Genomic DNA, 24,571 nt, shown 5'->3' with positions numbered 1-24,571 from the left:
CGACCCTGTCCAGCGCCCGCATGTGAATGCCGCGAAGTCGGCTGGCGGTTCAATTCAGCCGCCAGCCGGCGAGACGATCTTCTCCAGCCGGCCATCGGGCGTGATCAGCGCCACCGCCGGGAAATGGCTGATGCCGAAACGGCGGAAGGCGAGGCCGTCCCGGTCGAAGCCCATCCGCACCGGCCCGTCGAACCCGGCCCGGAAGCGGTTGATCGCATCCGGCGTCGTCCACAGATGGGCGACGACCACGGTCCAGTCCCGCCCGCCTTTCTTCGCCTCGGCCCCGGCCTGTTCGCGGGCCTTGCGGCATTGCGCGGCGTTGGCGGGCTCCGTCTCGGCAAGATAGCTTTCGCACCAGCTCGCGGTGAACAGGATGGCGCGTCCATTGGGTGCGGCGCCGGCCGTCAGCGGCATCGGCCGGTCGTCGGCGTCGCGCAGCATCAGCGCCGGAACGGCGTCGCCCGGCCTGAGCGCCGGCACCGTCTCGACCCGGGCCGAGGCGACCGGTCCGGCTGCCGTCGCCTCGGCGACGAGCTTGCGGATCGCGGCGTTGAGCGGCGCTCCGTCCTGATGGCCGGCATAGGTGATGCGGCCGTCCCGGCCGATCAGCAGGTGCAGCGGCGTCGCCTCCATGTGCAGCCACGCGCCGAGGCTGCCGTCGTCGATCGCCACCGGCATCCGCATCCCCGCCCGGGCGACGAAGGCGCGGACCTTGGCGGCGTCGTCGCCGAACCCGGCATTGACGGCGACGACCTTCATGCGGTCGCCATAATTCTCATAGAGCTTCTCGAAACCCGGCATCTGCACGCGGCATGGGATGCAATAGGTCGCCCACAGCTTCAGATAGACGGGCTGGGTGCCATAGAGGCTGGTGAGGTCGAGGGCGCCGCCGTCGACCGTCCTCAGCGTCATCGCCGGTGCCGGCCGGCCGACCAGCGCGGCAAGCTGCGGATCCTCGGCGACATAGCCATTATCGTCCGGACGCGGCGCCGCGGCCTGTGGATCGGGCATCTGCCGCTCCTCCTGCGCGTGGCACGCGCCGGCGAGCAGGAAGACGAGGCTGGTCAGGATGTGCGCATTCATGGCTTCCCCCCGGCTGTTCGGCATCAGGCCCTGGCCGCCGGCTTGATGCGGAAGCCGACGCCGATCCGGTTATAGGCGTTCATCAGCGCGATCGCGACGGTCAGGTCGGCGAGGTCCTTGTCCCCGAACACCGCCAGCGCCGCCTGATAGGCTTCGTCGGGGATATGGCTCGCGGCGACGTTGGTCACCGTCTCGGCCCAGGCCAGCGCGGCCTGCTCGCGCGCGTCGAACAGCCACGCCGCTTCCCGCCACACGGGGACCAGGAACAGCTTGTCCGCCGATACGCCCTGCTTGATCAGGTCGCGCGAATGCATGTCGATGCAGTAGGCGCAGCCGTTGATCTCCGAGGCGCGCAGGAAGGCGAGGTCGATCAGGGTCTTCGGCAGTGCCGTCTGGGTGGTGAGGTAGCCATGGGTCTGGGCCAGCGCCTTCATCGCGTCGGGCGCGACCTTATAGATGTCGAGACGATCGGTCATTGGAGCCTCCTTCACTTCTTGTCGGGGGTGGTGAGAATGGTGTCGTCGGTGTCGACGACGAACACGGCGAGCAGGCGCGCGGGACGGGTCTTGCTGGCATTGGCCGCGCCGATATGGTGGGCGCCGGGCTTCTCGTCCCAATGCTCGCCGACGCGGAAGATGCGGGCCGGTTCGCCTTCCACCTGGCTGCGGATCGCGCCTTCCAGCACCTGCGCGTAGATGTACGCGCTGCTGGCATGGCGATGCGATCCGTCCACGGCGCCCGGCGCGAAGCTGACTTCGACGACCTTGAGCGACTTGCCCGGGATGTTCGGGATCGCGGCGGCGAAGCTCGGCCGGGCGGAAACTCCGGCGCCTTGCGCTGCGGTGGCGCCGAGCAGCAGGGTGATGGCGGTGATGACGTGTCGCATGACGAAAACTCCTTATCCCGACGGGTCAGACGGTGGCGTAGGTGCCGGGCTCCGCGGCCGCGAAGGCGGCGGTGCGCTCGGCGGCGGGCGGATAGATCCACACCGAATTGATCTGGGTCTTGAGCGCCTTGGCCTCGGCGCCGGCGAGCACGACCTGCCGTTCCCACCCCTGCGTCACCACCGCGCCCCACGGCCCGAGGTCGAGGCAGGTGCCGTAGACCGGCTGCTCATAGATCATCGTCGGCAGACCGAGCAGCTCGGCGGCGGCATTGTGGCCGGCGATGCGGCCGAGCGGCATCGCGTGCTGGCACGACATCAGGGTGCGGTTGCCGGCCTCGTCGGTGGCGGCGTTGGCGGTATCGCCCGCCGCGAATATCGCCGCGACGCCCGGCACGCGCAGCCCGGAGTCGACAATCAGCCGGCCGAGCGCGTCCTTGGGCGCGGCGATATCGGCGTTGAGCGGCGTGGCGCGGAGGCCGCCAGTCCACACCACCGTGGCGCTGTAGATCCGCTCGCCATTGTCGAGGACGACGCCGTCCGCGTCGATCGCCGCCACCGCATGGCCGAGCCGCCGCTCGATGCCGAGCATATCCAGCGCCTCCTCGATCACCGGGCGCGGGCCGGGGCCGAGATCGGGGCCGATCGTGTCGGCCCGCTCGACGATGATCACGCGCGGCCGCGCTTCGGCACCCAGCGCCTCGCGCAGCCAGTGCGGAAATTCGGCCGCTGTCTCGATGCCGGTGAAGCCGCCGCCGGCGATGATCACCGTGTCCCGCGCCTCTGATGCCGGGCGGCCGGCCAGCGACTGGACATGCCGCCACAGCCGGTCGGCGGTGTCGCGCTGGTCGTTGCTGAAGGCATGCTCGGCGAGGCCCGGGATCGGCGGATGCGCCGCGCGGCTGCCGGCGGCGAGCACCAGCCGGTCATAGCCGAGCCGCTCCTCGCCGCTTTCGGTATGGACCATGATCGCCTGCGCCGCGGCGTCGATGCGCGTCACCTCGCCGGCGAGGAAGCCGATGCCGGTCTCGTCGAACAGCGCGCTGAGGTCGGCCTTCATGTCGCCGGGCAGCCGCTCGTAAAGGCGCGGACGCACGGTCAGCACCGGCTCGGGCGACACGACGACGATGTCCAGCGCCTCGTCGGCGACGCCATGGCAGTCGCGTAGCCGCGCCGCGGCGAGCGCGGCATAGAGGCCAGCAAAGCCGCTGCCGACGATGACGATGCGTTGAGACATGGTGAAACCTCCTTGGTGGATTGGGGCATGACGGGTCGCCCGCCGGAGCGCCGCTCCGTCGTTGGTGACCGTTGGTGAGGGGTGGGTCAGGGGGCCGAAGGGCCTCGTCGTCGGCCGGCGCCGGCGCGGATCGCGGTGACCCGCGCGTCTTCGCGGGCGGCGGCGCGTTCGTCGAACCACTCGCTCACCTGCGCCTGGAATTCCGGCGGGTAGCGGACGCTACGCGCCAGCGAGAGCAGCGAGGTACGCTCCATCTCGGCGCGCATCGCGCGTTCGGCACGGAGCATCACGGCGTGGATGCCGCAGGTGCCGCAGCTCGACCAGGCCGGCGGCTCGCCGTCGAACAGCGTGCAGTTGCGGCGCACCTCCCGGCATTCGAACAGCCGCCGCCCGCCTTCCACCGCGTCGACCACGTCGAGCACGGTGATGTCGTCGGCCGGCGAGGCGAGCCGGTAGCCGCCGCCGATGCCGCCGGTCGATTCGACCAGCCCCGCCTTTTCCAGCCGTGGCATGATCTTGGCGAGCAGGCTCGGCGACACCCCCTGCATCGCGGCGAGATCACGCGCGCTCACCGGCTTTTCGCGCGGCCGGATGAGCCACATCATGCAGTGCAGCGCATATTCGACCGAGGCGCCATAGAGGCTGACCGTCGGCCGCGGCTCGACAGGGGGTTCGCTCCGTTCCATAACGCATCTCTTACGAGTCCGCGTTATGGTCGCACAGGACCAAGAGAGGACGAAATGCCTGCACCAACCGCCGGGCTGCCCGATCTGAACCTGGATCGCGCCGGCGCGCTGCCGCTGGCCGAGCAGATCCACCTCTCGCTGCGTGCGGCAATTCTGGAGGGGCGGATCGCGGCCGGCGCGCGGCTGCCGTCATGGCGCGATCTCGCCACACAGCTCGGCGTCGCGCGCGGCACGGTGCGCGCCGCCTATGATCGCCTCGCCGATGAGATGCTGGTGGCGACGGCGGGCGCCGCCGGCACCCGCGTCGCCGCGCCGGCCGCGACCGTCGCGGCCGGCGCCGCCGAGCCGGCGGCGATCCGGCGTCCGCTCGCCGACATGATCCACGGCTTCTCGAAGCCGCCCCTCGCATTCCAGATGGGCGTGCCGGCGCAGGATGGCTTTCCCGCCAAGAGCTGGGCGCGGGCGCGCTTGCGTGCGGTGCGGGCCGATGCGCTGGGCCCGACCAGCTATGCCGATCCGCGCGGCCAGCCGGCGCTACGCGAGCAGCTCGCCGCCTATCTTGCGATGGCGCGCGGCATCGCCTGCGTGCCCGACCAGATCCTGGTCACGGGCGGCTTTCGCGGCGGCCTTGCGCTGGCGTTGCGCGCGCTCGCGCTGCCGGCCGGCGCCGAGGTGTGGACGGAGGAGCCCGGCTTTCCGCTCACCCGGCGCGCGCTGACGCTGGCCGGCCTGGAGGCCGTGCCGGTGCCCGTCGACGGCGAGGGGCTAGACGTCGCGTGCGGCATTGCGAAGGCGCCGGGGGCCGCGCTCGCCATCGTCACGCCGGGCCAGCAGGCGCCGCTCGGCGTTGCGCTTTCGCCCGCGCGCCGTCGCGCCCTTCTGGACTGGGCGGCCGGCGCCGGCGCCTGGGTGATCGAGGACGACTATCTCAGCGAGCTGCAATTGCGCGGCCGCCCGGCGCCCGCCCTCTTCGCCGGGGATCGCCACGGCCGCGTCATCCATATCGGCAGCTTCAGCAAGACGCTGTCGCCGGCGCTGGGCCTCGGCTTCACGGTGTTGCCGCTGGCGCTGGCGGAGCGCTTCGCGGAGGCCGCCGCCCTGCTTGGTCCGGCGCCCGACATCGCCACGCAGATGGCGGTCGCGGCGTTCATCGCGGATGGCCATTATCTGCGCCACCTGCGCCACATGAAGCGCCTTTATGGTGAGCGGCGCCGCGCGCTCGTCGCCCGTCTCGGCCTCGGCGGCGACGAGACGATGATGGCCGGGCTTGCCGTGCTGGTCAGGCTCGCGCCCGACGTCGACGATGTCCGCCTCGCCGCGGCGGCCGTCGCGCGGGGGTTGGCGCCGGCGCCGCTATCGCCCTGGTATGTGGAGCAGGCGGGGGTGCGCGGGCTGCTGCTCGGCGTTACCAATCCGGCGCCGCGGGACCTCGAGCGGGCCGTGCGCGCGCTTCTCGGCCTGCTGGCGGGCGGCTGACGAAACGGAACCGGGAAGCCTCGGCCTCCCGGTCCCTCGAAGGCGCGACACTGCGCCAGTGTCACGTCGGATCAGCGCGGCCGCTTCGCCTTCTTGTTGTGCATATCGTTGGTGGTCGTCGAGTTGGTGGTGCGATCGCCGGCGGCGGTGCTGTCCGGCATCGTCGTGCTGCGGTCGCCCGAGGGGGTCGCCGTGCTCGCGCCCGGCGCCTGGCCGGGCATCATCCGGCCGCTATTGTCCGGCCCGGCAGGCGTCTCGGGCATGGCCGGATTGGCCTGCATCGGGTCGGTCGGCTGCGGCTGCATGCCGCCGGAGCTGGCCGGGTTGCCGGTGGTTGGCGGCGTACCCGGATTCATCGCGCCCTGCGCCAGCACGGCTGCCGAACTCATCGTCGCGAACGCCGCCATTCCTATGACGAAGATACGCATTGTCCTCTCCTTTATCGGTGTGGGGATGAACGCGCGCCAATCGCCGGGATATCCGCTGCCTGAAAATAAAGTCGTTTCATCTCAGTTTCTTATTTATAGCCGTTTTTGCCATCTCGATGATTGACGTGGCGGAAATGGTGCAACGGTGATTGCCGTGCGGCGTTTGCCTTGTTCTGCGAAGGAGCAAGATGATGCGGATGCGACATTTGACGGTGATCCTGTTCGGCGGCCTCGCGCTCGCCGCCTGTGGCAAGAGCCATGATACGGCCGAGGCGCTCGACAACGCTGCCGCGCAAAGCGATCCGGCCGCGGCCGCGGCGCTCAATGATCAGGCCGAGGCGATCCGCAACGACGGCGCCACGGGGGATCTCTCCGCACCCAATTCGACGGCTCAGAACGCCCTCCAGGCGGCCGGCAACGCGGCGGTCGAGAACAGCGTCCGCTAGCGGAGCGCGGCGCGGACCAGCGCCGCGCAGTCGGCATCCTCGGGCGGCGGCGCCTCGCGCCCGGACAGCGCTCGGCCGACCGCCTTGAGGATGTTGCGCACCGATCGCGTGCCCTTGGGGATGACGATATCCGGATCGCGGATCGTGCCCCCGGCGCGCACTGTCCCCGGCAAGCGCAGGGCGGCGCCGTCCTTCGGCGCGCCGCTCAGCGTGATATCGAGGGCCTCGTCCGGAAAGCGGACGGTGCCGCGCCCCTGCGTCTGGCTGATGCCGGTATCGACGAGCAGCGGATCGATCGTGCCGACGCCGTCCCGCATCGCCAGCCGGATGACGCCGCAGCGGAGCGCCACCCCCTTTTCGTCATCGCCGAACAGCCCCTTGCCGATATCGAAGCCGAGCAGCGCCGCGATCGGCTCGGGCAGCATGCCGTCGCGGGCAACGAGCGCCAGCGTGCCGCTCGACCGCCCGACCGCGGCGCGGATCGTGCTGCCGACGCCGCTGATCCGGGCGCGGCCGTCGACCCGCGCATCCACCTTGCCGCCCCCGCTGTCGGCCAGCGCGGCGATGCTGCTGCCGGTCATGTCGAGGGCCAGCGTCACCAGCGGCTCGGCCTGGCCCTGACGCTGGTCGACGACGGCGCGGCCGGTAATGGCGCCGCGCCGCAACTGGATGCGCAACGGATCGGCGGTCAGCAGCCGGTGGTCGAGCGTCAGCACGCCGCTCACCGCGGTGATCGCGCTCGGCCGTCGGCCAGCCAGCACCCGGTCCGCGCGAATGGCGATGCGGCCATCGGTGTGATCGATCCGGCGGATATTGACGCGCGTGTCGGGCACCAGCCTCAGTCCCTGGGCGCGTTCCAGCGCCGCGGCGCTCGCCCGGCCGGCCTCGCTCGCCAGATCGTCGAAATCGAGCTGTCCGAACCGCACTTCGCCATCCAGCCGGGTGCGCCCTTCTTGCTTGCGGACGGTGAGCCGGCCGGTCAGGTCACTGCGGCCGATCGTCCCGGACAATTTGCCGATCGTCCAGGTGTCCGGCGTGTGCCGGACATCGGCGGCCAGCGTCACCGCCCTGGTGCCGAACAGGCCCGCCTCGATCACCCGGTCGATACGCTTCAGGTCATCGGCGCGCGCGGTGACGCGAAAGGCCATGTCGTCGGCGCGGAGCATGCGCGCCATGCTGCCCGTGGCGCGCATGGAGAGGGCGGCGCCATCAAGCGCGGCGTCGAACCCCCAGCGCCCGCCGGCCGCCGGCGCGCCGGCGATGCGGACGGAGATCGGCGCGCCGTCCACCGCGCCGCGGCCGACCGCCGTCAGCCGCGCCTGCGGGTCGATGTCGAGGTCGATCGCGACCCAGCGATTCTGTACGGCATCGCGATAGCGGATGTGCGCGCGCTCGATCCGCACGCCGGTCAGCCCGGCGCCGCCGCCGCCATCTTGCTCGCTCTGCGCCCAGTTGCGCCGGCCGTCGGCGGCACGCACCAGATCGAGGCGGGCATCGCGCACGGCGATCAGATCGGTGTCGAGAAGCCCGACGAGCAACGGGAGCAGGTGCAGCCGGACGCGCAGCGCGCCGATCGCCGCCAGCTCGCCGGTGCCGGCCCAGGGCGCTTGCGCGACATGCACGTCCGCCAGCCGGATCACCGGACGCAATGAGAGGCGGCTCTCGCGTTCCATCGCGCCGATGCGCACCGGCGTACCAAAATGGGCGGAAAGCTGCCGCTCCGCCGCGGCCTTCAGCCAGCCGACCGGAAACGCCACCGCGACGAGGAGCAGCAACGCCGCCACCAGGGCGCCCGCGAGCATGGTGGCGCGGGCAATGCGCGAGGGGGTGGCGGCCATCGCAGCGGGGACGAGCGAGACCGCGCAAGGTTCCGCCCCGGCCTGGCAACCCGCGTCATCCGATGTGTTGCATTGCGACAACAGTTGCCGTCCGGAATGACCTCAAACGGAAACATACCCTCCCCCGCCCGTTAGCTGCCGGACCGTCCAAGGCGGCCATGTATTTGTTGCGTAAGGAGTTCACCATGAAGAGCTTGATGCTGGTTGCGATCGCCGCGGCTGCTATCCCCGCTGCCGCATCTGCGCAGGATAGCGCCCCGGACGGCTCCCGGCCCTTCGGCCTCGAGCCCTATGTCGGCGTGCTCGGCGGCTATCACAGCTTCGATCGTCAGAGCGAGCTCGGCACCTCCGGCTCGCGCGGACGGATGGACGGCGCGCTGATCGAGGGCGTCGCCGGCGTGAACCTGCCGCTCGGCCCGATGTTCGTCGGTGCCGAGGGCAATGTCGCCAAGGGCTTCAAGGATATCGATTGGGAATATGGCGTGTCCGGCCGTGTCGGCGCGCGCGCCGGCGATAGCGGCCTGATCTATGTCTCGGCCGGCTATCAGTGGGAAAAGGGCAAGGGCAGCCGCGGCTATCCCGATCGCAGCTCCTGGATCTACGGCGTCGGCCTGGAGGTCGGCCCCAAGGATATCGGCCTTGGCGGCCTGTTCGGCGGCGCTGCCGGTCCGCGCCTTCGCCTCGAAGCCAAGACCTATGATTTCGACAGCATCCGGCCGATGGCCGGCGTCGTCTTCCACTTCTGACGCTGAACCGGCCGCTCGCTACCCGATGGCGAGCGGCCGCGTTATGCGCAGCGCGTGCAGGAACGCCTCGTCGTGGCTAGCGACGAGCAGCGCGCCGTCATAGCCGGCAAGTCCTGCCTCCACCGCCGCGATCCCCTCGAGATCGAGGTGGTTGGTCGGCTCGTCGAGGATGAGCAGCTGCGGCGCGCGCGTGCCGCCGAGCACGCAGGCGAGGCCGGCGCGGAGCATCTGTCCTCCGCTCAGATCGCCGGTCAGCCGGTCGGCGTCGTCCCCGCGAAATCCAAAGCGGGCCAGCGCCGCGCGGCAGGCATTGCCGCCCATGCCGGGATTGAGGCGCGCGAAATTCGCCGCCACCGAGGCTTCCGGGTCGAGCATCGACATGCCCTGATCGAACCAGGCGAAGGGCACGAGGACGCGGGCGCTGCCCGACCATGGCTTCAGCCGTCCGGCGAGAAGCGCCAGCAGGGTCGACTTGCCCGCGCCGTTCGGACCGCGCAGCGCAATGCGCTCCGGCCCGGTGACGGTCAGGCTGAATTCCCGCAGCATCGCACTGCCGTGAACATGGCCATAAGTGAGCCCGTCCGCGACCAGCACGCGCTGCGCCGGTGACAACCCGCTTGGCGCGATCGTGACGACAAGGGGCTCCAGCCGCTCCACCCGGCTCCGCGCCTCCCTCAGCGAGCGCTCGGCAGCGGACCCCTGCCGTTCGGCGAGCCGGGCATTGTCTCCGCCGCTGTTCTCCGCCTTGTCGCGACGTGCGCCGATCAGAATGCGCGGCATATCGCCGCGGGCGCCCTTGCGTCGGCCGGCGGCGTCGCGCCGCTGCTGCCGTTCGACGGCGGCCTGCGCCCGGCGCTTCACCTCCCCGGCGCGGCGCTCGGCGAGGGCGAGATGCTGCTCGGCGGTAGCAAGCTCCGTCTCCTTGCGCGCGCGATACGCGCTCCAGTTGCCGCCGTGGCGGGTGGCGCCGAGGCTGGTCAGCTCGACAATGGCGTCCATCGTGTCGAGCAGTTCCCGGTCGTGGCTGACGACGATCGCGCCGGCCCGCCAGCCGGCCAGCAGCTCGGCGACGGCGCGGCGCCCATCCCGGTCAAGATCGTTGGTCGGCTCATCCAGCAACAGAAAGTCGGGCGCGGCGAACACCGCCCCGGCCAGCGCCGCCCGGGTCCGTTGCCCGCCTGAAAGCGCGATCAGCGGTGTTTCTGGCGGCAGGCCGAGCCGGACCTGGGCCAGCGCCTCGGCAGCCCGCGCCGCCAGCGTCCAGTCGGCCTCGGCCAGTTCGTCGAGCGAGGCGCGCCCGGTCTCGGCCCGCCGCAGCAGGTCGAGCCCGGGCGCAATGCCCATCAGCCCGGCGATGGTCTCGGTGGGCTCGATCCGAACCAGCTGGCGCATGGTGCTGACCGTGCCGAAGCGGACGACGCGGCCGCGATCGGGGGCCAGCGTGCCGGCGAGCAGCCGCAGCAGCGTGCTCTTGCCGACGCCGTTGCGCCCGACCAGCCCAGCGCGCTCCTGTGTGAAATCGAGCGAAAGTCCGGACAGGACACGGCGTCCATCAGGCGTGGACCAGCAGATATCGGCAACGGAAAGCGAAGGCGCGGACACAAGGATCTCCCGAACGGCAAGGCGGCATGGGCTTTGCGGTCAGGGGCGGATCACATGGCGGCCTTGGTCCTCTCGGGGTCGATCTTCCGGAGCGCCTTCATAGCGGCTAATGCGTCCGCGGTTAAGCTCCGCCCGCCGACACTCGCCATTCGAGGACGGGAACCAACGCCCCCCGCCACCGATTCTCGACGGCGAAGGAGAGAGACGATGTCCGACGACAAGACCAAGGTGGGTGGCGCGGATCGCCGCCAGGTGGCGGGCGGAGAAGGCTATGAGGTCGATTATTTCGCTCGCAAGCACGGCATCACCCGCGCCCAGGCCGAAGAGCTGATCGCGCGCCACGGCAATGACCGCGACGCGCTCGACGCGGCGGCCGGCCGGCTGAAATAGGCAGCCCGGCGATCACACTGCCGCCGGGTTTCTTCGCGGACCGCGCCGAAACGGTCGCCCGCGCGCTGATCGGCGCCACCCTGCTCGTCGACGGCGTCGGCGGCCGCATCGTGGAGACCGAGGCCTATGATGCGATGGACCCGGCGTCGCACAGCTTTCGCGGCCCCACCGCGCGCAACGCCAGCATGTTCGGCCCGGCCGGTCACGCCTATGTCTATCGCATCTACGGCATCCACTGGTGCCTGAACTTCGTCTGTGGCGACGGCATCGGCAGCGCCGTGCTGGTGCGCGCGCTCGAGCCCCTGGCCGGCCTCGACATCATGCAGGCCCGCCGCGGCGGCCTCGAACCGGCGCGGCTCTGCTCGGGGCCGGGCCGCCTCTGTCAGGCGCTGGCCATCGACCGGCGCCTCGACGGATTGCCGCTCGATCGCCCGCCCTTCGCCCTGCTGCCGGCGACCGGCGCGGCGGAAATCGCCATCGGTCCGCGTATCGGCATCACCCGCGGCGTGGAGACGCCATGGCGGTTCTGCCTCAGGGGTTCGCCCTATCTCAGCCGGCCCCACGCCCGCTGAGGCAGGCGATGATGCCGCGTACGACATTGGCGGTCTCCGCCGGATCGCGAACCGCGATCGTGTCGACGCCGGCTTCGCGCACCGGATCGTCGTTGCCGCCCGGATAGATGGCGTCGCCCATGAACAGGATGCCTGCCGCCGTCACGCCGCTCGCCGCTGTCAGCCGGCGAATGGCATAGGCCTTGTCGATGCCCTGGCGAGTGATGTCGATCGAGGTCGAGCCACCGACATTGATCGACAGATCGGGCAGCATCTCGCGCAGCGCCGCCTGCAATTTCGTGCGCCGGGCGCGATCAGGATCCCACGCCGCCTTGGCGTCGAGCGGCGCCTGCTGGCCGAGGCCGGAAAAGGTGATCTGGGTGCCGCGATCCTCGATCGTCTCGCCCCATGTACGGGCCTCGGCGAGGCCGGTCCTGTCGACGGCGGTGCGGATCGCCGCGACGATCCGGTCGCGCTCGGCCGCGTCGAAGCTGTCGGCATAGATTTGCCGCCAGTCGCCACCCTCGAAGCGATAGAGCTTGGTGCCGGTGGTGGGCATGATGAACAGGCCATCCAGCCGGGTCGCGGCGGGCAGCCGTGCCACCACCTGCTTCTGGAACTGCGGCCAGTCCCCGCCGGAGATCACCGCCGCCATCGCCACGCCGAGCAACTCGCCGAGCAGGCCGGCCATCTCCTCGCCAAGCGGCTGCTTGCTCTCCGCGAGCGTGCCGTCGAGGTCGAAGGCGATAAGCTGCTTCATCGGGCCAGCAGCCGGTCGATGGCGCTGGCGACGCCGTCCTCGTCATTGCTGTCGGTCACGTCGGCGGCGGCGCGGCGGACATCCTCCGGCGCCTGCCCCATGGCGATGGCGCGGCCGGCGCGGCGGAACATCGGCAGGTCGTTATACTGGTCGCCGATCACCACCACCTCGTCCAGCGTCACGCCGGCCGCCTCGGCCAGCGCGGCGACGCCGTCGCCCTTGTTGGCGGCCGGTGCGGTGATGTCGAGATAATAGGGCTGGGAGCGCGCGACATTGGCGCCGTCGCCGAGCGTGCCGGCCACCGCGGCCTCCAGCCCGGCCAGCATGGCGTGATCGGCCGACACCGCGACGATCTTGTCGACCCGGTCGAGGAAGCGGCCGAAATCGGTGCACACCACCGGCTCCTGATTGGCTGATCGCCGCTCGCGCGGGGTGTAATGATCGTCGAGCCGGTCGGTGTGCCATTGCCCGTCGGCGAACAGCCATTTGATGACGTCGGGCCGGTCGATCGCGCTGAGCGCGGCGGCGGCGGTGTCAGCGGCAAGCCGCTCGGCGCGCAGGATGGAGCCGTCCCCGCCGAGCAAGGTGCCGCCGTTGAACGCGCCGATCGCGCCCTTGAGGCCGAGCCGCCCGGCGATCCAGCCGATGCCGCTCGGCGGCCGCGCGCTGATCAGCGACATCATGATCCCCGCCGCCTCCAGCCGGCCGGCGGCGGCGATGACGGCGTCGCTCAGCGTCTTGTCGGAGCGGACGAGCGTGCCGTCGACATCGGAGATGAGCAGGCGGATATCGGTCATGCGATCGGGTTCCATGTCCGGCCGTCACGCGCGAGCAGCGCATCGGCCGAGGCGGGGCCGGTGCCGCCGGGCGCATAATCCTCCGGCTCGCCGGTCCTGAAGGCATCGAGCAGCGGCTGCACCGCGCGCCATCCGCCCTCGATCTGGTCGGCGCGCTGGAACAGCGACTGGTCGCCGATCAGCACGTCATAGAGCAATGTCTCATAGCCGGTGCGATGGCCCAGCTCGAAATGCTCGCCATAAGCGAAGTCGAGCGTGGCCGGCGCGGTCTCGATCAGCGGCCCGGGCTTCTTCACCGCCATGTCGAGATGGATGCCCTCGTCCGGCTGGATCTGCAGCACCAGCCGGTTGGGCGGCAGGGTCGGCGCGGCGGTGTCGCGGAACAGCGTCAGCGGCGCCTCGCGGAAGGTGAGCACAATCTCGGTATCGCGCGCCGCCAGCGCCTTGCCGGTGCGCAGGTAGAAGGGCACGCCGTGCCAGCGCCACGTCTCCACCGCGACCTTCATCGCCACATAGGTCTCGGTGCGGCTGTCGGCCGCCACGTCGGCCGTGTCGCGATAGGCGGGCACCGCCTCGCCGCCGGCCTCGCCCCCCAGATAGCGGCCGCGCACCGCATCCTCCGGCGCGATCGGCCGCACGGCGGCGATAACCTTGGCCTTCTCGCTCCGCACCGCCTCGGCATCGAAGCTGTTGGGCGGTTCCATGCCGACCAGCGCCAGCAGCTGGAACAGATGATTGGGCACCATGTCGCGCAGCGCGCCGGTCTCGTCATAGAATTTGCCGCGGGTGCCGACCGCGACGCTCTCGGCGGCGGTGATCTCCACATGATCGACGTAGCGGCTGTTCCACACCGCCTCGATCAGCGGATTGCCGAAGCGGGCGACGGCGATGTTCTGCACCGTCTCCTTGCCGAGGAAATGATCGATCCGGTAGATTTGCGCCTCGCTCGCATGGGCCAGCACGCAACGGTTGAGCGCCTGCGCGGAGGCGAGGTCGGTGCCGAACGGCTTCTCGATGACGACGCGGCGAAACCCGTCCGCCTCGCCGAGCAGCCCGGCCTTGCCGAGCCGCTCGGCCACCGGCGCGAAGAAGGACGGCGCCGTCGCCAGGTAGAAGACGGCGTTGCCCGAAAGCCGCTCCTTCAGCGCGGCGTAGAGCCCGTCCTCCGCGAAATCGCCGCGCAGATAATGGATGCGCCCGGCGAAGCCCTGCCACGCCGCCTTGTCCTCGACCATCGCCGAGAGATGTTCGGCGAGCCGCGCATCGTCCCCCTCGCCATGGCTGATGCCGAGGATGGAGGTGTCGGCGTCGAGCAGGCCGGCCTTTTCGAGATTGAGCAGGGCCGGGGCCAGCAGACGGCGGGCGAGATCGCCCATCGCGCCGAAGATGACGATGGTGGCGGCCGGCGCCCGTGGTGCCTCGCTCATTGCGGCATTTCGACATGCCCGCCGAAGCCGAAGCGCATCGCGGAGAGGAGCTTGTCGCCGAACGTGGTGTCGACACGGCTGCGATAGCGCGCGAACAGCGCCGCCGACAGCGCATAGACCGGCACCGCCTCCTCCATCGCGGCATGGATCGTCCACTGGCCTTCACCGGAATCCGCGACCTTGCCGCTGAAATTTTCGAGCGCCTGGTCCTTGGCCAGCGCCGAGGCGGTGAGATCGAGCAACCAGGACGAGATCACCGAGCCGCGCCGCCACACCTCCGCGATGTCGGTGAGGTTGAGGTCGAACCGCTCGTCTTCGGGCAGCCGCTCCGACGACTTGCTCTTCAGCACGTCGAAGCCCTCGGCATAGGCGGCCATCAGCCCATATTCGATGCCGTTATGGACCATCTTCACGAAATGGCCGGAGCCTGCGTCGCCGCAATGGATATAGCCCTTCTCGGCACGCGGATCGCAGCCCTCCCGGTTCAGCCGGTCGGGCGTGCGCGGGATGGTGCCGAGGCCGGGCGCCAGCGTCTCGAAGATCGGGTCGAGCCGGTCGACCACCGCCTTGTCGCCGCCGATCATCATGCAATAGCCGCGGTCCAGCCCCCACACGCCGCCCGAAGTGCCGACATCGACATAGGCGACCTGCCGCTCCGCGCAGAGCTTCGCGCGGCGGATATCGTCCTTGTAGAAGGTGTTGCCGCCGTCGATGATCACGTCCCCGGGGCCGGCCCGATCGAGCAGCGCGGCGATCGTCGTTTCGGTCGGCTCGCCGGCGGGCAGCATCACCCAGAAGACGCGCGGGCCGTCCAGCATGCCGCTCACCGCGTCCAGCGAGGCGGCGCCGACAGCGCCATCCTTCGCCAGCGCCTCGACCGCTGCATGGTCGCGATCATAGGCGACGATCTCGTGCCCGCCGCGCATCAAGCGCCGCGCGATATTCGCGCCCATGCGGCCGAGGCCGATCATTGCCAAGCGCATGCGCCGGTTTCCTTCCTTGTCTGTGCCAAAAGTCAGTTGTCGCCGAGCCGCTTCGCCAGCGCCCGTGCCTTGTCCACGACCTGATCGACGGTGAAGCCGAATTTCTCCTGCAGCTTGGCGATCGGGGCGGACGCGCCGAAGGTGGACATCGTCACCGTCTCGCCGTCCGTGCCGACATAGCGATCCCACCCCATCGCGCCGCCCTGCTCGACAGCCAGCCGCGCGCGCACGCCTGGCGGCAGCACGGTGTCGCGATAGGCGCGATCCTGCTTTTCGAACAGATACCAGCTCGGCATCGACACCACCCGCGATCGCACCCCGTCGGCGGCCAGCCGCTCATGGGCGGCGACGACCAGCGGCAGCTCCGATCCCGTGCCGATCAGGATGATCTCCGGCGTGCCCGCGCAGTCGCCGAGCACATACCCGCCCTTCTCCAGTCCATCCGCGGGGGCATAGCGTCCCCGATCGAGCGTCGCGATCGGCTGACGCGACAGGATCAGCGCGGTCGGCTCGTGAGTGTGGGTCAGCGCCACCTTCCACGCCACCGCCGTCTCGTTGGCATCGCCGGGGCGGATCGTGTCGAGGCCGGGAATGGCACGCAGCGCCGCCAGCTGCTCGATCGGCTGGTGGGTCGGCCCGTCCTCGCCGACGCCGATCGAATCATGGGTGAAGACGAAGATCACCGGCAATTCCATGATCGCGGCCAGCCGGATGGGCGGGCGCATATAGTCCGAAAAGACCATGAACGTGCCGGTGTAGGGGCGCAGATAGGTCAGCGCCATGCCGTTGGCGATCGAGCCCATCGCATGCTCACGGATGCCGAAATGCATGTTGCGCCCGCCCGGGCTGTCCGCCTCCAGCGAGGGCGCGTCCTTGACGTCGGTCTTGGTCGAGGGCGACAGGTCTGCCGCGCCGCCGACCAGCCACGGCGCCTTGGCGGCGATCGCGTTCAGCACCTTGCCGCTCGCCTCGCGGCTGGCCATGCCCTTGGCATCGGCCGGGAAGCCGGGCAGCGCCGCCGCCCAATCGTCCGGCATGCGGCCGCGGCGCAGCTGGTCGAGCGCCTCCGCCATTTCCGGATGCGCCTCGCGATAGCGCGCGAACATCTCCTCCCACGCCTCGCGCAGCGGCCGGCCGCGCCCGGCGACCGCCTCCGTGAAGGAGCGCTTCGCCTCCTCCGGCACGAGGAACTGAGCGTCCTGCGGCCAGCCATAGGCTTTCTTGGCGCCGCGTATCTCCTCCTCGCCGGGCGCGTCGCTATGCGCCTTGTGGGTGCCGGCGCGGGTCGGGAAGCCATAGCCGATGATCGACTTGACGACGATCAGCGTCGGCCGGTCGTCGGTCGCCCTGAATTGGTCGAGAGCACGGGCGAACGCCTCCACATCCTCGGCATCGTCGAGCACGATCGTCTGCCAGCCATAGGCCGCGAACCGCGCCGGCACGTCCTCGTCGAAGGCGAGTGCGGTGTCGCCCTCGATGGTGATGTGGTTGTCGTCATAGACCCAGCAGAGATTGCCGAGCCTGAGGTGCCCCGCCATCGAGGCCGCCTCGCTGGCCACCCCTTCCATCAGGTCGCCGTCCGAGCAGAAGACGTAGACGTCATTGTCGAACAGGGTGAAGCCGTCGCGGTTGAACCGGCTCGCCAGCCAGCGCGCCGCGATCGCCATGCCGACCGAATTGCCGCAGCCCTGGCCGAGCGGGCCGGTGGTCGTCTCGACGCCGGTTGTGATGCGATATTCGGGATGGCCCGGCGTCTTCGAGCCGAGCTGCCGGAACTGCCTGATGTCGTCGAGGCTCACCGCCGGCTGGCCGGTCTTGTTGCCGTCCGCGTCGATCTCTTCGACCCCTGCCAGGTGGAGTAATGCGTAAAGCAGCATCGAGGCATGGCCGCAGGACAACACGAAACGGTCGCGATTGGGCCAGTCGGGCGCCGCCGGATCGTAGCGCAGGAAGCGCGACCACAAGGTGTGGGCGACCGGCGCCAGCGCCATCGGCGTGCCGGGATGGCCGGAATTGGCCTTCTGCACCGCATCCATGGCGAGCGTGCGAATGGTGTCGATAGCGAGCCGCTCGGGCGAGGGGGCAGCAGTCATGAAGGGATCAATCCTTGCGGGGGCAGGGGCGCAACGCCGGCGTCCCGGGGAAGGATGCACGCCGGCCCGAACTAATTTGGATCAGCCCGGCCGCGCCCGCACCACGATCCCGCCGGGCGTCGCCAGATAGAGCGCGTCGATCTCCGTCACGAACAGGCCGTGGCCGAGAGCGCCCGGGATCGCCGCGAGCCGGTCGGCGAGCGCCGCCGGATCGTCGAGCGCGGCGAAGCGGCAGTCGAGGATGACATTGCCCTGATCGGTGCGCGTGCCCGCCCGCAGCGCCGGATCGCCGCCAAGGGCGCGGATCGCCGCCGCGACATAGCCCTGCGCCAGCGGCAGCACCTCCACCGGCACCGGCCTCTGCCCGAGTCGGTCCACCGCCTTGGAGACGTCGGCGACGGCGATCATCCGGCGGGCGGCGGCGGCGACGATCTTCTCGCGCAGCATCGCCCCGCCGGCACCCTTGATGGCGCGGAGCCGGGCGTCGATCTCGTCGACGCCGTCGATGGCGAGGTCGATCGCGGCCAGTCCGTCCATGTCGATCAGCGTGATGCCTTCCGCCCGCGCCTGGGCGGCGCTGCGCTCCGACGTCGCCACGGCGCGGATGTCGAGCCCGTTGCGCGCCTTTCGTGCCAGCGCCTCGATGGCGAAGGCGGCGGTGCTGCCGGTGCCGAGGCCGACGATCATCCCCGACTTCACCTCGTCGACCGCGGCCTCGGCGGCGGCTCGCTTCAGCGCATCGGAGGGGGAGGGGGCCATGGCCGGCATTTAGGGAGCCCGCCCGCCGGAAGGAAGACCGGCCGTGGGCGCCTATTCGAGAGCGAGCATCTTGATCAGGTTCGGCAGTCCCGATCCCTGCATGTAGCGATCCCGACGCAGGTCGACGCAGCCGTTGAGCAGGATGCGCTTCACCTTGTCGGGCTCGCCGACGAATTCCAGCCGCTGCGACAGGAATGCGGCGAGCAGACCCGAGACATGGGGGGCGGCCATGCTGGTGCCGCTCATCTCCGCATAGAGCGTCTCGACTTCGGGGATCGCCGCGCGGCTGGTCTGCCAGTCGTATCGGGCCGAGATGATGCGTTCGCCCGGCGCCACGAGGTCCGGCTTGGCGCGCCCGTCCGCGGTCGGCCCGCGCGAGGAGAAATAGGAGATGCCGTAGCTGTGCGGATTGGTCTTGTGGACCGATCCGACGGCGATCGCCTCGTCGAGATTGGCGGGATCGCCGATCGACAGGTCCATGTTGGCCTGGATCGCGCCGCTCGCGCCGTCGAGCACGGCATAGCCTTCGTTGCCGGCGGCGACGACGGTGAGCACGCCCTGCCGCCACAGGCGCTTGATCTCCTCGCAGAGCGGCGTGTGGCCGCAGCCATAGACGCTGGGGTCGAACGCGCCGCCGAGGCTGAGGTTGATGCCGTGGATGACCAGCCGCCCGGCGCGCTCATTGATGTCGGCGATCGCGTCCAGCGCCTTGATGATCGCCGAATCGCGGCCGCGGCCGTCATCGTCGAGCACCTTGAAGCCATAAAGCCGCGCCGCCGGCGCCATGCCGCGAAACCAGGTGGCGACGCCGTCGCGCATCGCCTGGCCCTCGCCGGCGATGATGCCGGCGACATGGGTGCCGTGGCCATTGCCGTCGAGGCGGCCGAACGCGGCATCGCCCGGCACCAGCCGCTGCGGCGCGCCGCGCCCGAGGCAATCATATTGGGCGATCACCGCGTTGCGGCCATAGCCGGTGCGCGCGAAATGGGGATGGTCGGCGCAGATGCCGCTGTCGAGCACCGCCCAAGCGATGTCATGGCCGTCGGCGCCATAGCCGAGATTGGCCGGCCTCGCCTGGATGGTGTTGGTCGAATCCGCGATCAGCGCGCGCTTCTCGCTGTCGCGCCACGCCATCTTGATCGACAGGTCGCGATAGGCGGCGCGCAGGCCGTCCATCTCACCGCGCGTCAGCCTCGCGGCGACATAGCGGCGCAGCCGGTCGACCTGCGCATCGTCCGGGTCGCCGCCGCCCGCCGCCACCAGCGCGTGGATCCGCGCCTCGATGCCGGACGCCGCCGCGTCGAGGTCCGCCGCCGTTGCCGAGGTCGCGCTGGCGAGCTGGATCAGCACATTCTGGCGTTCGTCGTGGCGTGCATTCTCCATGAGCTCGACAAGATCCTTGGCGATGACCACCGGCGCGATGATCTGGCCGAACGAGGCGCCGACCGTCTCCATCACCGGCTTCCGTGCGAAGCCGGTGCCGAGATAGCCGGTCGCCGAATGCGGATGGCGGGGAGAATCGGGATTGAGGAAGAAGCGGTTATGGTTCTCGACGCCGCCGGCATAATCTCCCGACAGGTCGGAATCGATCGCGACCGGGTCGAGCATGTCGGCGACATTGACCCAGCGCTGCACGCAGGGCGGGATTTCGCGCGGCACCTTCCACGTCTTGAAGCGATCCTTCACCTCTTCCATGCCGAGCGGCGATCCGATGGTGAGGAACAGCGGCACGTGATATTTCGCCGGATCGAGATCGTGCAGCACGTCGAAGGCGATCATCGTGCCCTGGCTGTGCGCGACCATCGCGTAGGTGCCGCCATCGCCCAGCCGCTCGCGCACGGCCTGCTTCATCGCCTCGCGACGCTCGGGCTTGAACAGGAAATCGTTGACGTCGCGCAGGAACGCCCTCGTCAATTTCCCGGCCATCAGGTCGCGCAACGTGTCCGGCAGCGGGATCAGCCTGGCCGAGACATCGAGCGCGGCGGCGGCCGGCGGATCGCGCCTCGCCTCCAGCTTGGCGGCAATCGCCGCCAGCGTGCGCTTTTGCTTGGGGGTCCTGGCGAGCGCCTCGATCTCGCCGGCGATGGCGCGGGCCTCCGACCCCTCCTCGCCTGACGCGAGCGCGATCACGGCGCGGGTCGATATCTCCGCATCGTCGACCTGGACGACGTCGCTGCCCGCGCAGCTGTCGGTGGCAGGCACCGGGTAATAATCGCGATTGACCCAATAGCACATGCGGCTGCGGTCGCCGATCTCGTTGCCGAACAACGCCCGGTCCCACTGGCATTTCAGCACCGCCGCCGGCGGCTTGTTGCCGATGCCGTGGACGTAGACCACCGTCGGCACCGCCCTGGTGCCGAGGGCGAGGGGCTCGCGCGGGGTGCTGCGGCCGGCTGCGGGCGCGGCGCGGGCATGGCCGGCCGTGGCGATGCTGCGATGGCGGTCGAGATAAGCGCTCCACCCGGTCGCCTTGTCGAACTGCAGCGTGCGGTAGGTGTCGCGATCGCGCGCCAGCGCGGCGGCATCGCGCGGGAACCAGAAGGACAGGCCGGTGGCGCGCGCCACCTGCGATCCGATCGCGACGCTGTCGATCCGCGCCGCCTCGCCCGCCTCGGCGAGCGCCGTCGCCGCAGCCGCGATCGGCCCGGCGCCGAGCTTCACCACGGCGCGCGCGAACTCGATCAGGTCGTAGCTGTCGCGCCCGGCGAAGCTGGTCGCCGCCGCGCGCGCGCGATCGAGCAGGCGAAAGGCGGCATCGCCGCCCGCTTCCGCGGCCTGGACGAGCGCCTTGAAGGCGGTGGCGATCCCGTCCCCGGTGCGGAACGCGCCCAGGGTTATCGGCTGCTGGTCGAGGCGGGTGCGATAACAGGCGCCATAGGCCTCGACCGCGGCGCGACCAAAGGCGGGCGCGTCATAGGGCGCCGCCAGTTGCGTGAGGAAGCCGGTATAGTCCCAGCCGTCGCCGGGCTCGAGCTCCTGCGAGCCGATCACCACCTCGGCGATGTCGCCGAATTCGTGGACCACCTCGACCATGCCGTTGAGGCAGGCGTCCGAGAAGATCGCCGTCACCTTGCGCTTGCCGTCGCGCACGGCGGCGCGCAGCACGGCGCCAGCCTCGCGCGTCGTCAGCAGGCCGCCGCTGCTGTCGTCGTTCAGCATCGCCTCGATGCGGACGTCGCCGGCGCTGCCCCTGGCGCCGCGGCCGAACAGCCTGCCCGACGGCACCAGCCGCCGCGGCGGCCGCGCTGCGGCATCGCGGGCGAGGGACACTAGCTCCCCGTTGCGGTCGCGCTCGTCGAACACGCCGCTGCCGTGATCCCAGAAGCCGATGGCGACCGGCACGTCGGCGGCATAGCTCGCCAGCGCGCGGGCGAGGAAGGTGGCGAGCGTCTTCGCGTCGCCGGTGTCGATCTCGCCGGGCGCCTCGATCCGCCGTGCGCGGCCGTTGGTGATCTCCAGCACCTCGGTCGGCCGCGAGGCATAATCGACCAGCGCCAGCATCGACCCGGCGCTGCCCAGCCCGTTCAGCGCCTCCTGCAGGTCGGGTGCGACGAAGTTGGCGAGGTTATTGTCGCCGGCGAAGATCTCGATGATCGCATAGTCCGGATCGCGCCGCTCGAGCGCGAAGGGGGCGGGTGCGGCGGCCATGGATCAACGCCTTTCATTGGCCCGCGCGCCGCGCGGGACGGTGTCGAAATTCTGCCACCGCGCCGGATCCTGGGCGATCTCGTAGCCGAGCTGGTACAGGCAATCCATGTAGCCGCGGTCGAACTGGTCGCTCGTCGTCGCGCGGCAGCCCTTGGCCGCGATCTGCGCCGGCGCGGCATAGATGAACTTGCTGAGGCCGAGGATGCCCGCCGCCTCCAGCTCGCGCTGCAGGCGATAGAGCGAGTCGAGATAGACCTGGTGGGTCATGATATCGCCGGCCGAGCGCAGCGCGAGGTCGATCAGCTTGTTCTTCACCGCCGGGCAATCCCGCGCCGCGGTGGCCAGCGTCGACCGGTCGCAGGCGAGCGCGGCGGCCGGATCCCGTGCCGGGCTGTTGGCGGTGACCGGATTGTTGAACAGCGCGATCAGGTTCACCCGCACATCGGCATCGGCAAGGGGATCGCCCGGCGCGCGGGTCCGCCGCACCACGCGCTGCACGTCGTTGCCGAGAAACGCGCCGAATCGCACGCCGCCATCGACATAGCCGTGGCCGTCGATGAAGCGCGGCGGGAAGGAGGCCGGCACCGCCGCCGAGGCGAGCAGCCATTCGGTGTAGCAGGCATCGGCGGCAGCGCCGTTGCGCGCCACCTCGCGCATGTCGGCGACGTAGAATTTGCCGTTGGTGAGGTTGGTCGCGCCGATCAGCACCTTATGGCCATCCGGCAGGCGGGCGACATCGTCGCGGAAGGCCGCCACCGAATTGGCGACGCGAATGTCCAGCAGCCCCTTGGGATCGACCAGTCCGTTGGAGGTCAGCGCGGCGAGCATGCCCTTCTTGCGGATCAGGTCGCGGTCGGACGCCTGATAGGCCGCCTGCGCGGCGCGGTCCGCTCGCGCGCGTTCCTGCGGATCGGCCTGATTGCCGGCTGCCGCGAAGCTGGCGAGCAGCGCCCCGGTGCTGATGCCGGTGACGATATCGACCTCTTCGCGCCGGATCGGCACGATCTGGCCGTTGCGTTCCGCCTCTGACCAGCCGGCGAGGAACCCGGCGCCGAACGCGCCATATTTCCCGCCGCCGGACAGCGCGAGGATCGTCACGACCACCTGCCCGCCCGGCGCCGCGCGCCGCTTGATGGCGATGGTGTCGTCGAGCAGGGTGGGGATGCTGGCGGCGGCGGTGGGGTCGACCGGCTCGTGCAGCGGCAGGCGGGCGCCGCATGCCAGACCCGGCGGCCTCGTCAGCGGCGCGACGCACGAGCTGAGGAGTGCCGCCAGTATCGCGCATGAAAATCCGGACAACGCAGCCCCGGCGTCCCGTTGAATCCTTCGCATCGAAAGCTCCCCAGCTTTCAGAACGCCACGGCGTCACCTGCGAAATCTATCACAGGCCTCGATCTGCTCCTAATCATCTTGCGATCGCTCAGTCTCCACGCCGTGCGGCGGCCGCCTGGGCCTTGTGCCCTTCAGTTGAAATGCAAGGACGCGACGGGGTCGCTGGCGGGATAGGATTCGTCCAGCGCCTCATCCAGAAGCTGGTCACGCCGACCTTCTTCGTCCGCAACCTCGATCATTGCGCATCTCCTGTGCCTGAGCCCGCCGACCGCGGCGGGTCGGCGCAAAGGATGGGCGATGCCGCGCTGTCAGGCAAAGGGATCCGATCCCGGCGTTCCTGCCCATGATCCCAGGTTTCAGGTCATCATGGGCATCGTCTTCACCCGGTCGCTGGCGGTACGCGGGACGGCCGGGACGGGGCGAGCCGAAAGCTGCCGCGATATCCGATCGGGCTGACCCCGAGCCGCTTCTGGAAGACGACGCGCATCTGCTCGGCGCTCCCGAACCCGCACTCGAACGCCACGACCTTGAGCGGCTTGTCGGTACCTTCGAGCAGGTTCCGCGCGAGGTCGATGCGCACGCTCTCCACGAACTCGTGCGGCGTCACCGACAATTCGGAGGTGAAGAGGCGCGCGAGGTTCCTGCGGCTGGTGCCGGCGATCTGCGCCAGCCTGTCGATCGGGAACGCCTCCCGGACATGCTCCTGCACATAGGCGCGGACCCGGCCGAGCGGCGATGCGGGCGGCGACTGGGGCAGCAGATAGGGGCTGAATTGCGATTGCCCGCCCTGACGATGGGCGACCACGACGAGGCGCTTCGCGCATGACAGCGCCACGTCCGCGCCATGATCTTCGGCGACCAGCGCGAGCGCGAGATCGATGCCGGCGGTGACACCGGCGGAAGTCACCAGCGGCCCGTCGCGCAGGTGGATTCTGTCCAGCTCGACGCGGGCCCTGGGGAACATCCGTGCCAGCTTCGGCGCGTTCTCCCAGTGCGTGGTGACGTTGCGGTCGTCGAGCAGCCCGGCCTGGCCGAGCGCGAACGCGCCGGTGCAGACCGATCCATATCGCGCCGCGCGCGTCCCCCACTCGGCCAGCCACCGGCTCATCTCCTCGTCGCGAGGACGATCGGGCAGGTCGGGGCCGCCGGCGACGAGAACGGTGTCGAAGACGATGCGGGCGTCGGTGAAATCCATGTCCGGCGTCATCGAAAGGCCGTTCGAGGCGCGCATCGGCCGCTTCCCGGCGCCGACGACGCTGATCTCGTATCCGTCTCCGCGCTCCAGGAAGCCATTGGCCTCGGCGAAGACGTCAAGCGGGCCGGCGACGTCGAGTGCCTGCACGCCATCATGGATGACTATGGCAATTGATCGCATCTTGCCTTTCCGCTGCGCGCCGTTGCGGCAT

22 protein-coding genes are annotated in these 24,571 nt (G+C 70.2%); 5 read left to right on the top strand and 17 right to left on the bottom strand.

What is annotated here, in order from left to right; all coding sequences use genetic code 11:
- Positions 1-54: 54 nt before the first annotated feature.
- From KOF26_RS09540 to KOF26_RS09520, 5 genes are all read right to left on the bottom strand, one after another.
- Entirely contained in the window at positions 55-1,083 is a 1,029-nt protein-coding gene (locus KOF26_RS09540; protein WP_216323733.1) for a TlpA family protein disulfide reductase, read from the bottom strand.
- A gap of 23 nt (positions 1,084-1,106) precedes the next feature.
- Positions 1,107-1,559: a carboxymuconolactone decarboxylase family protein gene (locus KOF26_RS09535; protein ID WP_216323730.1), complete on the bottom strand. Its 453-nt coding sequence runs from the start codon at positions 1,557-1,559 to the stop codon at positions 1,107-1,109.
- Positions 1,560-1,570: 11 nt separating this feature from the next.
- Complete coding sequence (locus KOF26_RS09530) at positions 1,571-1,969, bottom strand: cupin domain-containing protein (protein ID WP_216323727.1); 399 nt, start codon at positions 1,967-1,969, stop codon at positions 1,571-1,573.
- 25 nt (positions 1,970-1,994) lie between these two features.
- Entirely contained in the window at positions 1,995-3,203 is a 1,209-nt protein-coding gene (locus KOF26_RS09525) for an NAD(P)/FAD-dependent oxidoreductase (RefSeq protein WP_216323724.1), read from the bottom strand.
- 86 nt (positions 3,204-3,289) lie between these two features.
- Positions 3,290-3,889 (bottom strand): RrF2 family transcriptional regulator, encoded by a 600-nt coding sequence (locus KOF26_RS09520; protein WP_216323721.1) that lies wholly within the window; start codon positions 3,887-3,889, stop codon positions 3,290-3,292.
- A 54-nt stretch (positions 3,890-3,943) separates the two neighbouring features.
- Between KOF26_RS09520 and pdxR the strand changes: the two genes are divergently transcribed.
- Positions 3,944-5,365 (top strand): MocR-like pyridoxine biosynthesis transcription factor PdxR, encoded by a 1,422-nt coding sequence (gene pdxR / locus KOF26_RS09515; RefSeq protein WP_216323718.1) that lies wholly within the window; start codon positions 3,944-3,946, stop codon positions 5,363-5,365.
- A gap of 71 nt (positions 5,366-5,436) precedes the next feature.
- Here pdxR and KOF26_RS09510 read toward each other — a convergent pair whose 3' ends face one another.
- The gene (locus tag KOF26_RS09510; RefSeq protein ID WP_216323715.1) at positions 5,437-5,793 is read right to left on the bottom strand and encodes a hypothetical protein; all 357 of its coding nucleotides are present in this window, start codon (positions 5,791-5,793) and stop codon (positions 5,437-5,439) included.
- Positions 5,794-5,984: 191 nt separating this feature from the next.
- On the opposite strand from KOF26_RS09510, the gene KOF26_RS09505 reads away from it, so the two are divergent.
- A complete protein-coding gene (locus KOF26_RS09505) occupies positions 5,985-6,239 on the top strand; it encodes a hypothetical protein (protein ID WP_216323712.1) in 255 nt (84 codons plus the stop codon).
- Here the strand turns inward: KOF26_RS09505 and KOF26_RS09500 are convergent.
- Positions 6,236-8,041 (bottom strand): AsmA family protein, encoded by a 1,806-nt coding sequence (locus tag KOF26_RS09500; RefSeq protein ID WP_216323709.1) that lies wholly within the window; start codon positions 8,039-8,041, stop codon positions 6,236-6,238. The two genes, KOF26_RS09505 and KOF26_RS09500, sit on opposite strands and share 4 nt — an antisense overlap.
- 221 nt (positions 8,042-8,262) lie before the next feature.
- Between KOF26_RS09500 and KOF26_RS09495 the strand changes: the two genes are divergently transcribed.
- Complete coding sequence (locus KOF26_RS09495; protein WP_216323706.1) at positions 8,263-8,823, top strand: opacity protein; 561 nt, start codon at positions 8,263-8,265, stop codon at positions 8,821-8,823.
- 18 nt (positions 8,824-8,841) lie between these two features.
- On the opposite strand, the gene KOF26_RS09490 is transcribed toward KOF26_RS09495, so the two are convergent.
- Positions 8,842-10,425, bottom strand: a complete 1,584-nt coding sequence (locus KOF26_RS09490) for an ATP-binding cassette domain-containing protein (RefSeq protein ID WP_216323703.1) — start codon at positions 10,423-10,425, stop codon at positions 8,842-8,844.
- 207 nt (positions 10,426-10,632) lie between these two features.
- On the opposite strand from KOF26_RS09490, the gene KOF26_RS09485 reads away from it, so the two are divergent.
- Together KOF26_RS09485 and KOF26_RS09480 are read left to right on the top strand one after the other, a co-directional pair.
- Positions 10,633-10,815 (top strand): DUF3606 domain-containing protein, encoded by a 183-nt coding sequence (locus KOF26_RS09485; protein WP_216323700.1) that lies wholly within the window; start codon positions 10,633-10,635, stop codon positions 10,813-10,815.
- A complete protein-coding gene (locus tag KOF26_RS09480) occupies positions 10,812-11,387 on the top strand; it encodes a DNA-3-methyladenine glycosylase (protein ID WP_363182222.1) in 576 nt (191 codons plus the stop codon). Before KOF26_RS09485 ends, KOF26_RS09480 begins: the two co-directional genes overlap by 4 nt.
- Here KOF26_RS09480 and KOF26_RS09475 read toward each other — a convergent pair.
- The 9 genes from KOF26_RS09475 to KOF26_RS09435 form a co-directional block, all read right to left on the bottom strand.
- Positions 11,365-12,126 (bottom strand): HAD-IIB family hydrolase, encoded by a 762-nt coding sequence (locus KOF26_RS09475; protein ID WP_216323697.1) that lies wholly within the window; start codon positions 12,124-12,126, stop codon positions 11,365-11,367. The two genes, KOF26_RS09480 and KOF26_RS09475, sit on opposite strands and share 23 nt — an antisense overlap.
- Positions 12,123-12,923 carry a Cof-type HAD-IIB family hydrolase gene (locus KOF26_RS09470; RefSeq protein WP_216323694.1) on the bottom strand — a complete coding sequence of 267 codons (801 nt, stop codon included), beginning with the start codon at positions 12,921-12,923 and terminating at the stop codon, positions 12,123-12,125. The genes KOF26_RS09475 and KOF26_RS09470 overlap by 4 nt, the downstream gene beginning before the upstream one ends.
- Entirely contained in the window at positions 12,920-14,350 is a 1,431-nt protein-coding gene (gene zwf, locus KOF26_RS09465) for a glucose-6-phosphate dehydrogenase (RefSeq protein ID WP_216323691.1), read from the bottom strand. Before zwf ends, KOF26_RS09470 begins: the two co-directional genes overlap by 4 nt.
- Positions 14,347-15,333 (bottom strand): phosphogluconate dehydrogenase (NAD(+)-dependent, decarboxylating), encoded by a 987-nt coding sequence (gene gnd / locus KOF26_RS09460; RefSeq protein WP_216323688.1) that lies wholly within the window; start codon positions 15,331-15,333, stop codon positions 14,347-14,349. Before gnd ends, zwf begins: the two co-directional genes overlap by 4 nt.
- A gap of 32 nt (positions 15,334-15,365) precedes the next feature.
- On the bottom strand, positions 15,366-17,426 hold the full coding sequence (gene tkt / locus KOF26_RS09455; protein ID WP_216323685.1) for a transketolase: 2,061 nt from the start codon (positions 17,424-17,426) through the stop codon (positions 15,366-15,368).
- A gap of 81 nt (positions 17,427-17,507) precedes the next feature.
- Positions 17,508-18,185 (bottom strand): ribose-5-phosphate isomerase RpiA, encoded by a 678-nt coding sequence (rpiA, locus tag KOF26_RS09450; RefSeq protein WP_216323683.1) that lies wholly within the window; start codon positions 18,183-18,185, stop codon positions 17,508-17,510.
- A 51-nt stretch (positions 18,186-18,236) separates the two neighbouring features.
- Complete coding sequence (locus tag KOF26_RS09445) at positions 18,237-21,833, bottom strand: S8 family serine peptidase (protein WP_216323680.1); 3,597 nt, start codon at positions 21,831-21,833, stop codon at positions 18,237-18,239.
- A gap of 3 nt (positions 21,834-21,836) precedes the next feature.
- A complete protein-coding gene (locus tag KOF26_RS09440) occupies positions 21,837-23,132 on the bottom strand; it encodes a patatin-like phospholipase family protein (RefSeq protein ID WP_216323677.1) in 1,296 nt (431 codons plus the stop codon).
- Positions 23,133-23,544: 412 nt separating this feature from the next.
- Positions 23,545-24,540, bottom strand: coding sequence for a GlxA family transcriptional regulator (locus KOF26_RS09435; protein ID WP_216323674.1), 996 nt, complete (start codon positions 24,538-24,540; stop codon positions 23,545-23,547).
- Positions 24,541-24,571: the final 31 nt, after the last annotated feature.

Source organism: Sphingomonas quercus (genome assembly GCF_018863195.1).
Taxonomy (GTDB): Bacteria; Pseudomonadota; Alphaproteobacteria; order Sphingomonadales; family Sphingomonadaceae; genus Solisphingomonas; species Solisphingomonas quercus.
Note: the sequence above shows the minus strand (reverse complement) of the source record. Positions and strands in the feature narration are given on the sequence as shown.